We start from the raw sequence: 13,731 nt of genomic DNA on the forward strand, positions 1-13,731 counted from the left end.
TTGATTTTAGCAATGCAGTTTAAGAAAGCATAATTATTTATCTAAAATAATCAAACTGCATTAAATTTTATATATTTTGTTCTTTTGTTCTTTGTTTGTAACCGTCAAATATAGTGTATTTAATACACCAAGTATATAATTTTTATATTACCAAATTCTCACGGCTCTTTAACTTGGCTGGATCAATCTTTGCAGCCACCTGTATATCAGGCAGTTTATTCAAACCATTGATTAAATAATCCAAATCTTCCTTATCAATAAATTCTTTAATAATAATAAAGAAATCTACTTTGTTCATCTCCGGAATTAGAAAACCATCGCTACTTTTGTTGCAAATTAAGTAGTATTCTACCTCACCTTGCTCTACAAAAAAGTAATATTTAGAGAAAGACCAGGCTGGTTCGTCAATATTAAAAAATATTTCATGGTCTTCTATTTTTTCAAATTGTGTATTTAATCGGGTATTAATTTTGTGGCAAAGCACATAGTCTTTTAGGGGTGCTGTGATCGCAATTAGTATAAAATCAAGGTCTAAGGTAAGTTTTAGGTAAGTCTTATTCAAAGCGAAATAAATTATTTACAGAACGAAATTAAAAAACTAATTCTATATTCGCTGTGTTATTGAGATACCAAAATTACGTATCGAAATAAAAACATTTGAAAATTGTAAGAATTTATTTTTCTTTGCACAGAATTATTTAACCATTAAATTATAAAATTATGTCTGATATTGCTTCAAGAGTTAAGGCTATTATCGTAGAAAAACTAGGTGTTGACGAAAGCGAAGTTACGCCAGAGGCTTCATTCACCAACGATTTAGGTGCAGATTCTTTAGATACCGTAGAGTTGATTATGGAATTTGAAAAAGAATTCAATGTAGCTATTCCTGATGATCAGGCTGAAACCATCGGTACAGTTGGTCAAGCGATTGCTTATTTGGAAAAAAACGTTAAATAGAATTACGCTTTTTCAGTATAAATGGAATTAAAAAGAGTAGTAGTAACAGGGTTGGGTGCGCTCACTCCTATAGGCAATAATGTTCCCGATTTTTGGGAAGGATTGACTAACGGGGTGAGTGGCGCTGCTCCTATTAAGGGTTTTGATACTGAAAAGTTCAAGACCAAATTCGCATGCGAGGTTAAAAATTTTAATCCGGAAGACTTTCTGGAGAAAAAAGAAGCCCGCAAGCTAGATCCGTTTGTACAATATGCTCTTGTGGCAACAGATGAGGCTGTGAAGGATGGTGGTTTTGATTTTGAAAAATTAGATACCAACCGGATCGGTGTAATCTGGGGTGCAGGCATAGGTGGATTGAAAACTTTCCTGGATGAAATTTCGAATTTCGCCAAGGGAGATGGTACGCCAAGATACAATCCATTTTTTATCCCTAAAATGATTATTGATATTGCTCCTGGGCATATCTCGATCAAATACGGCTTACGTGGGCCAAATTTTGCAACTGTTTCGGCATGTGCCTCTTCAACCAATGCCATGATTGATGCATTTAACTATATCCGTTTGGGTATGGCTGATGTAATTATCAGTGGCGGTTCTGAAGCCATCATTAACGAAGCAGGTATGGGTGGTTTTAATGCCATGCATGCATTATCAACGCGTAACGAAGATCCGGCAACGGCGTCACGCCCTTTTGATAAAGACCGTGATGGTTTCGTAGCTGGTGAAGGTGCTGGGACGATTATTTTAGAAGAACTTGAACATGCAAAAGCAAGAGGTGCAAAAATTTATGCAGAGCTTGTTGGCGGTGGAATGAGTGCCGATGCTAATCACATCACAGCACCACATCCTGAAGGTTTGGGCGCTAGAATGGTAATGACCAATGCACTAAAAGATGCTGGTTTAACAACTGCTGATATAGATTATATCAATGTACACGGTACTTCTACCCCACTGGGTGATATTAGTGAAACCAAAGCCATTGGTACATTATTTGGTGAAGATGCTTATCGTTTAAACATCAGCTCAACCAAATCGATGACTGGCCACCTTTTGGGTGCAGCCGGAGCTATTGAGGCTATTGCAGCCATTCTTTCTGTTAAAAATGATATTGTTCCTCCAACGATCAATCACTTTACAGACGATCCTGCATTTGACCCTAAATTGAATTTTACTTTTAACAAAGCACAAAAACGTACCGTTAGAGCTGCTTTAAGTAATACATTCGGTTTTGGCGGCCATAACGCTTCCGTTATTTTTAAGAAATACGAAGATTAATTTAAAACAGCCCTGCTATATAATTTTGTATGCTAATTAAAAATAGATAACTTAGTTAAATATGCTAATTAGCCGTTAATTGTGTTATTTATTTAATGCCGATATTAAAATTATATAAACTTTATCTCTCTCCTGAAAAGGAGTTTGTTAAAAAGCTGAAAAACATTTTAGGCTTTGTTCCAGGCAATGTTACGCTCTATAAAATGGCGTTCAGACATCGTTCTGTAGCGAAAGTTTTAAAAAATGGAAGCAGGAGCAGCAATGAACGCTTAGAATTTTTAGGCGATGCTGTTTTAGGTTCGGTGATAGCAGAGCTGCTTTTTAAACATTACCCCTACAAAGAAGAAGGTTTTTTAACCGAAATGCGCTCGAAAATTGTGAACCGGGCTAATTTAAACCAGTTGGCAAAGAAAATTGGTTTTGATAAGCTCATTCAGTTTGACCAGCGTTCGGTTAGCATACAAACCAAACACAATTCGATGCTCGGCGATGCTTTTGAGGCTATTGTAGGCGCCATTTATATGGATAAGGGGTACAATTTTACCAAAGAGTTTTTATTGCGCAGAATTGTAAAACCACATATCGATATTCATACCCTGGAACTTACTGAAACCAATTTCAAAAGTAAATTGATTGAGTGGTGCCAGCGCCACGGCAAAGATGTTATGTTCGAACTGGCCGAAAACAGTGAAGGTGAAAGTGCCAAGTTATTTACCATTAGCGCAATTGTTGAAGGTGAAAAATATGGTACCGGCAGAGATTACAACAAGAAAAACGCAGAAAAATTAGCAGCAGAAAAAGCTTGCGAAGCGTTGAGTATATAGAAGATTGGTTAACTGTATAATTGGTTAATTGTACAGGTGGGTTAAAACTACTAACGCTAAATGCTCAACTCGGGGCTAAACCCTTCAGACCTCCGACTTCGGACTTATTTTATACCCCCAAAACCCATCACTTCAAACTGACTCCGGACTCAAACCTATTTCCCCTTTCCCAGTGTATCCGTAAATTTCTTTGAAGATTCTTTAATGTATTTAATGTAATCGTAGCTGTTCCAGTATTGCGCTTTATCAAATTCAGGGCGACAGTTTAACATGTATTTTTCTAAGGTATCGCCTCTTAATTCGGTATTGTTTTTAATGATGCTTTGGTTGAAGTAGACATCGATTTGCGATTGTTTAATTTCATTATCAGCATACCGGCCAAACCGCCTTGCATTTTTAGGATCTTTGCCAAATAGGTTATACAACGCATTTAACGGACTGAATACCGCTGATAGAAATGAAGTTTTACCTCCATTGTATACGCCCTTGTTTTTAAACTCTCTTTTAATATCGTCGAGGTCTTGTTGTTTCGTATTTCCCCTAATGGTTACATCGGCTAATGTAGTACTTCCGCGAACAAGATAAACAACCAGATCCTTCTCACTGGTAACCACTATGCGCTGATCGACCAGGTCTCTTTTAATGACCAGAAGTGTATCGCCAAGTCTGGCTTTTAACTGAAACATACCAATATCATTACTCCCCACCCCTATACCGGTACGCAGGTTGGTAATTTGTGATAATGCAATCCTAACGTTTGAGCCTTTCTCGATGACCACGCCTTTAATAATAAAATCCTGTGCTTTAGCGACAAAGCCAATTGCGGTGAGAACGAAGAGTATGAAGGTAAATTTAAAGTTTTTCATTTATGTTTTAATTTGTGTGTTTCAAAGTATCAGTATATTTTTTAGCCGATTCTTTGATGTATTTAACAGCATCGTAATTGTTCCAGTTACTAACCATGCTACTGCTTGGGTAATAGTCGAGCAGAAATTTGTCGAGCGCTTTCCCTGTTAAGGTGGTATTTTTCGAGACTAAACTTTTATTAAAAAATTTATCCACCTCGATTAAACTTAGCTCCTTTTGATAATAACGGTTAAAATTACGCGCTCTTGCCGGTGTTTTTCCGAAAAGCTCATAAAAAAATGTTAACGGACTCCCACCAAAAGGGTTTAACAAGATTAATGGTGGTTTACCTGCATAAAATGAACCATTTCTTTTCAGGTCTCTTTTTATGCTTTCCATTTCCTGCTTTTTGGTCTGGCCTTTAACCGTAACCTCTTCTAACATTGTGCTTCCTCTAACCAGATAAATAACCAGGTCATCATCTGATTTAACTACTATTTTTTGCTCATTCAGGTTTCTTTTTTGAATGAACAGCGTATCGCCAATTCTTACACTTAACTGGAACATCCCAATATCATTACTGCTTGCGCCCATTTTACTGCGCATATTGGTAATACCAGCCAAAGCAATCCGCACATTCGAACCTTTTTCAATTATTACCCCTTTCAGCACAAAATCCTGCGCTTTGATTTTTAAGCCCTGCATGAAGATGATCAGTAGAAGAATAATTTTCAAATGCTTCATTGCGTTAAAATGGCCAGTTAAATGATCGGGTAGCGCAGATTGGTTTCTATTTTAACAGCAGATTGGTTTTGTTGTTTGTTTTCTGCCTAATTGTTACATCCTGGCCAGAAAACGAATTTATCTTCCTTAATGAAGGAAAATGCTTTCCTATCTACCAATATTTTTGTAAAATTAACACTTGTTAACCTTGCAAACTGTTAAATAAACGTTAATAATGATGAGAAAACTATTTGGCGGATTTTATTTACTCTATTCGGCAATTGTATTTTTCGTACTCATGCTTATTGTTTGCCCTTTTATCCTAATTAGTACAGGTATTTTTAAGGAGAAAACAGGAAGAAAAATTTCCTTCTATTTTTTAAAATGCTGGGCATGGACTTTTAGTCTTTTAACCTTTCTATGGTTTTCTGCTGGAGGTAAAAAAATTAACACTTCGCGGGCTTATATCTATGTAGGTAACCACAGTTCCTTTTTAGATGCCGTAGCCATTGTGATCTGCATTCCACAGGCCTTTAGTCCGCTGGGGAAGATTGAAATGCTTAAAATACCCGTATTTGGATGGATTTACAAACGTTTAGTGGTGGTGATTGACCGAAGCAGCAGAGAAAGCCGGGACCATTCTGTAGCCGAGCTAAGGAAAGATCTGGCTGATGGTCAATCCATATTGATTTTTCCGGAAGGAACGATGAATAAATCTGATCAACCTTTAAATGCTTTTTATGATGGCGCATTTCGTTTAGCGATAGAAACCCAAACCCCTGTTTTACCCTTCGCCATATTGAACAGCAGGGCGCATTTACCCAGAACAGATCCATTATTATTAAATCCTGGATTAATTAAAACAGTATTTGGGGAAGCCGTTGAAGTGAAAGGCCTGGTTGCCGAAGATATTGAAGAACTGAAGCAAAAAACATTTAATGCTATTTTGAACATGCTGGAAAAGTAGGATTATATTTCATTTATCAGGAATAAAAGCCCAGTCCCATCAGATTTAAATACGCTGATTTGTACTTTGCAGGTAACAGACCAGAGCCAAAACCAATTCTGCTTTGTACCTAAACCCGATTGGAATGAAAAGCCCGCATCCCGATTTTCATCGGGAGAGGACTTGTAATGAAAGCGGGGCTGCAATCCCCGAAGAAATGCTGAACGCTGGTTTTCCAAATTCGAACAATCATTTTTTTAAACGACCAACTTCCATAATCCTAACACCCAATCCATTATTATTTCTCCTTTCGGCTGAAAACCCTATCTTTGCGCATGATAAAATCCATGACAGGATACGGCTTAGCAACAGCCGATTATGCAAATGCAAAGTATAGTGTCGAAATCAAATCGCTCAACAGTAAATTCCTGGAGCTGAATTTAAAATATCCTAAAGCTTTTTCTGATAAAGAGTTGATTCTGCGCAACATTTGCAGCAAAGACATCGAGCGCGGAAAGGTGAGTTTAAGCATCAATGTAGAACGTACCAATGGTGAGGTTACAGGTGCGACCATCAATACTGCATTATTAAGCCATTATTATAAACAACTTATTGCCGTTAATGACGAATTAAGTGCCGGAAGCAGCAATTTATTGCAAACTGCCTTAACTTTTCCTGATGTCATCAGTTACAAGGAAGAAAGTGTGAGTGAAGATGAGTGGAACCATTTATTCCAGATTTTCACTTCAGCTTTGGCCAATTTCAATAAATTCAGAGAAGATGAAGGTGCTGTGTTAAAGGCTGATTTAGAGCTGAGAATTAAAAATATCCTTTCTTATTTCAAATCTGTTGAAGAATTAGAGCCTAAAAGAATTACCGCTATCCGTGATAAATTTACTCAGTTTTTGGACGATGCGGTAGGTAAAGTAAATATCGATCAGAACCGTTTTGAACAGGAACTGATTTATTACATTGATAAAATAGACATTACTGAAGAAAAAACACGTTTAAAAAGCCATTGCGATTATTTCTTGCAAACTTTAGCAAGCAAAGAAGCAAACGGCAAAAAAATGGGTTTCATTTCTCAGGAAATCGGAAGAGAGATTAATACCATGGGTGCTAAAGCAAACGATGCCCAAATGCAACAATTTGTTGTAGGTATGAAAGAAGAATTAGAAAAGATAAAAGAACAGTTATTGAATGTGTTGTAGTGTTAGGCGGAGAGCGATAAGCGCTTAACGCCAGACGCCAATCGCAAAAATTTTAAAAATGCAAGGCAAATTAATCATATTTTCAGCACCATCAGGGGCAGGTAAAACCACTATAGTACATCATTTATTAACGAAATTTCCTGAGCTGAGCTTTTCTATTTCTGCGACAACCCGCGAATTGAGAGGCGCTGAAACACATGAAAACGATTACTATTTTATTAGTAAAGAAGAATTTTTGCACAAAGTAGCCCGCCAGGAATTTGTGGAGTTTGAAGAAGTTTATAACGGAACTTTTTATGGCACTTTACGTTCAGAAATAGAACGCATCTGGAATGATGGCAAACACGTTATTTTCGATATTGATGTAGAAGGCGGTATCCGTTTGAAAAGAAAATATGAGGAAGATGCGCTGGCTATTTTCGTTCAGCCACCATCCTTAGATGTTTTAAAAGAACGTTTAAGCGGCCGTGGTACAGATAGTCCTGAGAAATTACAGGAACGTTTTATTAAAGCTGAAAAAGAACTGCTTTATGCAGATAAGTTTGATGTGATTTTAAAAAATTACGATCTGGCTACAGCTTGTGCAGAAGCAGAGCAGTTGGTGGGGGATTTTTTGAAGAGTTAGCAGTTTATAGTTTCCAATTTTCAGTTTTGGATGTATAAGGAGTTAATCGAATAAATATAAATCAATTTATGGGCGATTTTTCTGATTTATTAGTTTATAAAAAGTCATTTGAATTGGCCATGGATATTTTTGAAATCAGTAAGACCTTTCCGAAGGCTGAAACCTATTCGCTAACTGATCAGATAAGAAGATCATCCCGATCTACAAATATTTGTTTAGTAGAAGCCTACCGAAAACGTAGATATAAAGCGCACTTCATCAGTAAACTTTCGGATAGTGACATGGAAAATAGTGAAACCAAGGGCTGGCTAAAGTTCGCATTCGAATGTAAATATATTGCTGAAGAACAATACGAAAAATTAACATTACAAAGCGACGAAGTTGGGAAACTGCTAAATCACATGATCAATAATCCTGAGAAGTATGGTGTTGCTTAACTGTTCATCAATTAATGTAGCGAACTGAAAAATGTCAACTGCCAACTGTAAACTGAAAACCGGTCTTTTCTTTGGTTCATACAACCCCATCCATACCGGGCATTTAATTATTGCCAATTACATGGCTAACCATACTGAGCTTGATGAAGTATGGTTGGTGGTTTCACCACATAATCCCTTAAAAGACAAAAGTGGTTTAACCAACATGTACGACCGTTTGGAAATGGCCAAACTGGCTACAGAAAATGCAGAACATATCCGTGTGAGCGATATCGAGTTTTCCCTACCTCAACCATCATACACCATCGATACCCTTACCTACTTACATGAAAAATATCCTGAAAAGGAATTTGTATTGATTATGGGCGCTGATAACCTGGTATCATTTAAAAAATGGAAAAACTACGAGGTGCTTTTAAAAAACTACCAGATTTACGTTTACCCCCGACCAGAGGCAAATGTAAGCGAATGGGAAAATCATCCTTCCATCACTTTTACCAAAACCCCTTTAATGGAAATTTCTTCAACCTTTATCCGTAAAGCCATTAAAGAGAAAAAGAATGTTCAGTTTTTCCTGCCTGATAAAGTGATCGATTTTATCGAAGGCAAAGGAATGTACAAATAACACACATTAACAACCTAAATTACTGCCGGTAAAAGCAACAGACTTACAACCTATTAGATTAAATCAATTAATGGATTGGTTTTTGTTTAATTCGCTTTTTGATTATTAATTTAGCGGCAGCTGATACAACAAAACACGTGAGAAAAAACTTATTTATACTTATTGCCCTTTGTGGCACTGCATTTTCGGCAAGCGCACAACAGAAAACCTATTTAGAATTATTGGCCAATCAACCGAAATGGGTCGATTCGGTTTTTAACAAACTTAACCGTAGAGAACGTATTGCGCAGATGTTCTTTGTTCGGGCACATACCAATCTGGGTAAAAAATATACCGACTCAGTTGGTCAGGTCATTAAAAAAGAACAATTGGGTGGAGTAATCTTTTTTCAGGGAGGCCCCGGCCGGCAGGTTTTAGCCACTAATGCCTATCAAAAATTAAGCAGGGTACCCTTAATCGTAGCCAATGATGGTGAATGGGGTTTGGGCATGCGCCTGGACAGCACAATTTCCTTTCCTTATCAAATGACCCTTGGCGCAATCCAAAATAAAGAGCTGTTGTATAAAATGGGCTTGGAAGTAGCCAAAGATTACAAACGCATGGGTATGCAGATGAACTTAGCACCCGATGCCGACATCAATAATAACCCTAAAAATCCGGTTATTAATTACCGCTCTTTTGGCGAAAATAAATACAATGTGGCGACCAAGGTTGCCGCTTATATGAAAGGCATGCAAGATGGCGGTTTATTAACCACCTTGAAGCACTTTCCTGGTCATGGCGATACTGATGTAGACTCGCATTACGATTTACCCCAGCTTACTTTCTCTGCTACACGTTTGGATACTTTAGAAATGTATCCTTTCAAAGAGCTGATTAAACAAGGGGCTTCTGGCGTGATGATTGCACACATGAACATCCCATCTTTAGATAATACGCCAAATTTACCCTCTACCCTTTCCAAGCCGATTGTTACAGGCATTTTAAAACAGAAATTAGGCTTTAAAGGCTTGATCATCTCGGATGCGATGGACATGAAAGGTGTGGTAAAATACTTTAAAGATGGCGAAGCGGATCTGATGGGTATTATTGCAGGCAACGATATCATAGAACTTTCGGAAAATAGCGATAGGGCGATTAAACTGGTGCGTAAAGCGGTGAGACAGGATCGTGTAAGCATGGCCGAGATCGACCAAAGCGTGCGTAAAATATTAACTGCAAAATATTGGGCAGGTTTGGCTAAACGCGATACCATTGTAACCCAGGGTGTTGTTGCTGCCGTAAACCGCAACGCAAGTAATGCTTTGGTGCAGGAGTTGGCCAATGCGTCAGTAACCCTGCTAAAAGGTAAAGATTATATCAAACGTCTTATTCCAATCAGAAGAACAGCCATTATCAGTATCGGCGTACCCTCGGTAACTACTTTCCAGAAAGAGATTTCGAAAGGTTATTATAACTCTGTTTATTATGTGCTGGATAAAGATGCCAATGCAACACAAATTTCGAACATTGCCCGCGAAATCGCTGCATTTGACCAGGTGATTGTGGGCATTCACGATAGCCGCGCAAGACCAGCAAACAATATCCCGCTCAATGCAGGCGTAAAAAACTTTATTAAAGAGTTATCAGCAAAAAATGCTGTTTTTGCGTTGTTTGCTAATCCATATAATCTGGCCGGCTTAGCTGGTTTAGAAAACAGTAAAGGTTTGGTTGTTGCTTATCAAAAAGAAGATTACATGCAGATTTCGGCTGCTGCAGTGATTAACAACAGATTGACACCTACTGGCAAGTTACCCGTAAGCGTGGCTCCGTTTTATAAATTCGGCGACGGGCTTTAGTTATTGACCACATAGGCACGAAGAATACAAAGAATCAGATGTCGGATGATTAAATCTTCCGGCATTTTTTTATTTCTATAATTTTTTCTCTGAAATAATCAATCTATTACTTTAGTCTTTCAGCTTTTACCTTTTTTCAAAACAATTCTTTGCTCAAAACGATTATCTAATTATAAAATCTTAATGTTATGATAGACCCGGAAGATGACAATTATTCAAACGATCCTAATGATGCTTTACGCAGAGAGGATGATGTAGAAAATATCAATGAAATTAATGGTGATGATACCAGCATTGAACACGACAAAGATCTGCTGGAGCAAGCCGATGAAGCATCTAGGGCTTCTTACGAGTTAAACCTTGATGATGAAGTGGAAGAAGATGATCTAGATGATTAAAAAGAAAGCCGTCCCGATGTAAAATCAGGACGGCTTTTTATTTTTTAAGTTGCCCGGTTTTCTCCCTAAACCTTACAACTTTATACCTTAAACCTTTACTTGGCCTTCGACTTGTAAGTTTCGGGATTAACTGCAGTGGTTGTCCATCCTTTTAAAAAAGAGGTAATTTTCTTTACATCATGTCCAACTTTCTTTTTACCGTTAGCGCCAACTTCTTCGGTTTCTAAATAAGAAGAATTTTCAATGTGTAACACTTTGCCTTTACCATCAAGGATTAAAAATACCGGAAAGCCAAAACGTTGAGGATATCCTAAACTGGCTAAAACACTTTCGTTTTTATTTTCAGGACTGTAATTAACCAGAACAGTTTCAAAATTGTCGTTAATGTATTTTTTTAGCGTTGCTGTGCTGTCAACCAGATTGTGGAATGCAATACACCAGCTACACCAGTTCCCACCAACCTGAAGCAAAACATGTTTATTTTCTTTAGCTGCCTTTCCAACCGCAGCAGCAATTTCGGCTTTGGCATCGGCTTGTGGGTTATAGATATGAACGCCTTCTTTTTTCGCCTGACTAAAAGCTGCAGTCGAAAGAAATACAGCCGTTAATAAAATGACTAATCTTTTCATGATTTTTCTGAATAATAATTAAGTAAAAGTAATAAAGTATAATCTTACAATAAATTATTCGCGAATTCTTTACAGAGACATGGAAAATGTGAGATTCATAGTCCGTAGTCCGTAGAATGGAAAGTGATTTGGAACGAAGATTTAGTTCAATAAGTATTTTTTACATTTTCCATCTTCCATGCCCCATCTTCCATTTTTGCATATCTTTGCCCTGCAATGGATTTTTTAGACATACATACCCATAAAACTGCTACCCAAGCAGGGGTAACCAGCATTCAAAGCCTGTCGTTAACTGACGATATCTTTTTAGCGATGCCTAAAACAAAACCGATTTCGGTAGGCTTACATCCATGGTTTGCCAAAATTGATCACCTGCAGCTTCAAATGAAATATTTAACGGTTGTGGCCAATCAACCGAATGTTAAACAGATCGGCGAATGTGGTTTAGATCGCTTAAGAGGTGAAAACCTGGGAAATCAGACAATAATCCTAGAAAAGCAGATAGAATTGGCTGAAAAGATTAACAAACCGTTGATTCTGCATTGCGTGAAATGCTTTTCTGAACTGATTGCGATTAAAGACCGGTTGAAAGTTAAAGTACCAATGATCATCCATGGTTTTAATAAAAATGAAAAACTTGGCCAGCAATTATTGGATAAAGGATTTTTACTTTCATTTGGTTTGGCTGCGTTGAAAGAAAGCTCGGGTGCGGCAAAACTCATTCAAAGTACCGATAATTTTTTCCTGGAAACAGACGATGCGGATATATCGATTGCAGAAATTTACCAGGCCGCAGCCATTTTAAAAAAATGTAGTGTTGATGAACTTAAAGCTCGTATTTTTACCTACTGGAAAAAATTCAATTTAATATAAACTTGTCATTCTGAGCCTGTCGAAGAATACAGTCAATTACAAAAATTATGTCTGATGTTACCTGGCTTTCGCGCTCTGCCCTCCTTGTAGGAAATGATGGAATAGAAAAACTACAATCGAAACACGTTCTGGTAATTGGTTTAGGTGGAGTAGGTTCTTTTGCAGCCGAATTTATCTGCCGCTCAGGCGTTGGCGAAATGACTATTGTAGACGGTGATGTAGTTGACCCGACCAACCGGAACAGGCAACTACCAGCTTTGGCAACCAATCATGGTGTAAGCAAAGCTGCAATTATGCAAGAGCGTTTACTGGCCATTAACCCCGAATTAAAACTCCATGTGGTAAACACTTTTCTTACGCCGGAAAAATGCAGGGAAATTTTAGAGTCTGATTTCGATTACATCATGGATTGCATCGACAGTGTAATGCCCAAAATCACTTTGTTAGGAACGGCACTGGAAAAGAATATTCCTATTGTAAGCTCAATGGGTGCTGGTGGTAAAATGGACCCCACCAGATTAAGAATTACCCTGCTTCCTGATACCTATCAATGTGTTTTTGCCAGTTATGTACGCAAAAGGCTGAATAAACTTGCCAATGCAGCAAAAATAAAAGCTGTTTTCTCCACAGAGGAAATGGATAAAAACTCGATGATCATGACTGATGGGAGTAATTTCAAGCGTTCGGCTTATGGCACCGTTTCTTATCTGCCCGCAGCATTTGGCGGGGCCTGTGCTTCGGTTGTAATCCGCGATCTGCTTGGCCTTCCAATCGAAATGGCCGAACGCCCTGCAAGAATTAGCCATAAAACGCTCAATAAACGGAAAAGCAAAAAAGTCTGATCCTCATGAATTGTTGATATCATGATTTCGCGAAAATTTTAAATTGTTGTAAGTTAGGGTAAGATTAAACCACCCCGCCCTGCGGGCACCCCTCCAAAGGAGGGGAATAACCCAACTTAAAAATGCAACAGAAAACTAACCCCCATGCCAGCTTAGGCGCCCAGAATTCCCCTCTCCCAGAGGGGTGTCCGAAGGACGGGGTGTTAAAAAACATTTTGCAAAAAGATATCATAATTAACGGAACAACTTTAAAGCTAACACCAATTACAAATTTGCCTTATCAACCCCGGTTAAAAGAAAGGGCAAAAGCACTTCGCCAAGCTGGAAATTTGCCAGAAGTATTATTTTGGATGCAAATAACCAAAAAACGCTTTCATAAAATTGATTTTGACAGACAGCGCATAATAGGTAATTATATAGTTGATTTTTATATCAAAAAGCTTGGCTTAGTCATTGAAATTGATGGATGTAGCCATGATGATAAACAGGCTTATGATAAACTAAGAGAAGACTATTTAATTTCTTTGGGTTTAAAAGTATACCGCATCTCAGTTGATGATGTAATGAAACAAATGGATTTTGTAATCATGGGTTTAGAAAAATATATTATTGCAGAGTATGGGATTATTCCTCCTTGATACCCCCCTGAAAGTTCCGATAAAAACAACTCAATATTATAAAT

17 protein-coding genes are annotated in these 13,731 nt (G+C 37.8%); 13 read left to right on the plus strand and 4 right to left on the minus strand.

The features are described 5' to 3' along the window. Window positions 1-142: 142 nt before the first annotated feature. Window positions 143-562, minus strand: coding sequence for a hypothetical protein (locus CA265_18745; GenBank protein ARS41583.1), 420 nt, complete (start codon window positions 560-562; stop codon window positions 143-145). A gap of 158 nt (window positions 563-720) precedes the next feature. Here CA265_18745 and CA265_18750 point away from each other — a divergent pair, with 158 nt between their 5' ends. From CA265_18750 to CA265_18760, 3 genes are all read left to right on the plus strand, one after another. After that, complete coding sequence (locus CA265_18750; GenBank protein ARS41584.1) at window positions 721-957, plus strand: acyl carrier protein; 237 nt, start codon at window positions 721-723, stop codon at window positions 955-957. 21 nt (window positions 958-978) lie between these two features. Further along, window positions 979-2,232: a beta-ketoacyl-[acyl-carrier-protein] synthase II gene (locus tag CA265_18755; GenBank protein ID ARS41585.1), complete on the plus strand. Its 1,254-nt coding sequence runs from the start codon at window positions 979-981 to the stop codon at window positions 2,230-2,232. A gap of 95 nt (window positions 2,233-2,327) precedes the next feature. After that, window positions 2,328-3,056, plus strand: coding sequence for a ribonuclease III (locus CA265_18760; GenBank protein ARS41586.1), 729 nt, complete (start codon window positions 2,328-2,330; stop codon window positions 3,054-3,056). A 155-nt stretch (window positions 3,057-3,211) separates the two neighbouring features. Here the strand turns inward: CA265_18760 and CA265_18765 are convergent, their stop codons facing one another. Together CA265_18765 and CA265_18770 are read right to left on the minus strand one after the other, a co-directional pair. Beyond that, window positions 3,212-3,922, minus strand: coding sequence for a hypothetical protein (locus CA265_18765; protein ARS41587.1), 711 nt, complete (start codon window positions 3,920-3,922; stop codon window positions 3,212-3,214). Between the two features lie 7 nt (window positions 3,923-3,929). Continuing rightward, window positions 3,930-4,607, minus strand: a complete 678-nt coding sequence (locus CA265_18770) for a hypothetical protein (protein ID ARS41588.1) — start codon at window positions 4,605-4,607, stop codon at window positions 3,930-3,932. Window positions 4,608-4,860: 253 nt separating this feature from the next. Between CA265_18770 and CA265_18775 the strand changes: the two genes are divergently transcribed. The 7 genes from CA265_18775 to CA265_18805 all read left to right on the plus strand — a co-directional run bounded on the left by CA265_18775 (window position 4,861) and on the right by CA265_18805 (window position 10,705). Then, window positions 4,861-5,592, plus strand: coding sequence for a hypothetical protein (locus CA265_18775; GenBank protein ARS41589.1), 732 nt, complete (start codon window positions 4,861-4,863; stop codon window positions 5,590-5,592). Window positions 5,593-5,918: 326 nt separating this feature from the next. Next, window positions 5,919-6,782 (plus strand): YicC family protein, encoded by an 864-nt coding sequence (locus CA265_18780; GenBank protein ID ARS41590.1) that lies wholly within the window; start codon window positions 5,919-5,921, stop codon window positions 6,780-6,782. A 58-nt stretch (window positions 6,783-6,840) separates the two neighbouring features. After that, window positions 6,841-7,407, plus strand: coding sequence for a guanylate kinase (locus tag CA265_18785; GenBank protein ID ARS41591.1), 567 nt, complete (start codon window positions 6,841-6,843; stop codon window positions 7,405-7,407). A 68-nt stretch (window positions 7,408-7,475) separates the two neighbouring features. Continuing rightward, window positions 7,476-7,844, plus strand: coding sequence for a four helix bundle protein (locus tag CA265_18790; GenBank protein ARS41592.1), 369 nt, complete (start codon window positions 7,476-7,478; stop codon window positions 7,842-7,844). A 31-nt stretch (window positions 7,845-7,875) separates the two neighbouring features. Further along, complete coding sequence (locus CA265_18795; GenBank protein ID ARS41593.1) at window positions 7,876-8,469, plus strand: nicotinic acid mononucleotide adenylyltransferase; 594 nt, start codon at window positions 7,876-7,878, stop codon at window positions 8,467-8,469. Window positions 8,470-8,606: 137 nt separating this feature from the next. Beyond that, entirely contained in the window at window positions 8,607-10,307 is a 1,701-nt protein-coding gene (locus CA265_18800; GenBank protein ARS43055.1) for a glycoside hydrolase family 3, read from the plus strand. 188 nt (window positions 10,308-10,495) lie between these two features. Then, window positions 10,496-10,705 carry a hypothetical protein gene (locus CA265_18805; protein ID ARS41594.1) on the plus strand — a complete coding sequence of 70 codons (210 nt, stop codon included), beginning with the start codon at window positions 10,496-10,498 and terminating at the stop codon, window positions 10,703-10,705. Between the two features lie 95 nt (window positions 10,706-10,800). On the opposite strand, the gene CA265_18810 is transcribed toward CA265_18805, so the two are convergent. Next, window positions 10,801-11,334 (minus strand): thioredoxin family protein, encoded by a 534-nt coding sequence (locus tag CA265_18810; protein ARS41595.1) that lies wholly within the window; start codon window positions 11,332-11,334, stop codon window positions 10,801-10,803. A 216-nt stretch (window positions 11,335-11,550) separates the two neighbouring features. On the opposite strand from CA265_18810, the gene CA265_18815 reads away from it, so the two are divergent. From CA265_18815 to CA265_18825, 3 genes are all read left to right on the plus strand, one after another. Continuing rightward, a complete protein-coding gene (locus CA265_18815; GenBank protein ARS41596.1) occupies window positions 11,551-12,207 on the plus strand; it encodes a hydrolase TatD in 657 nt (218 codons plus the stop codon). Between the two features lie 47 nt (window positions 12,208-12,254). Then, window positions 12,255-13,049: a tRNA threonylcarbamoyladenosine dehydratase gene (locus CA265_18820; protein ARS41597.1), complete on the plus strand. Its 795-nt coding sequence runs from the start codon at window positions 12,255-12,257 to the stop codon at window positions 13,047-13,049. A 122-nt stretch (window positions 13,050-13,171) separates the two neighbouring features. Beyond that, the gene (locus tag CA265_18825; protein ARS41598.1) at window positions 13,172-13,687 is read left to right on the plus strand and encodes a hypothetical protein; all 516 of its coding nucleotides are present in this window, start codon (window positions 13,172-13,174) and stop codon (window positions 13,685-13,687) included. The last annotated feature ends 44 nt before the right edge of the window (window positions 13,688-13,731 follow it).

The sequence above is a fragment of the Sphingobacteriaceae bacterium GW460-11-11-14-LB5 genome, from assembly GCA_002151545.1.
GTDB lineage: Bacteria > Bacteroidota > Bacteroidia > Sphingobacteriales > Sphingobacteriaceae > Pedobacter.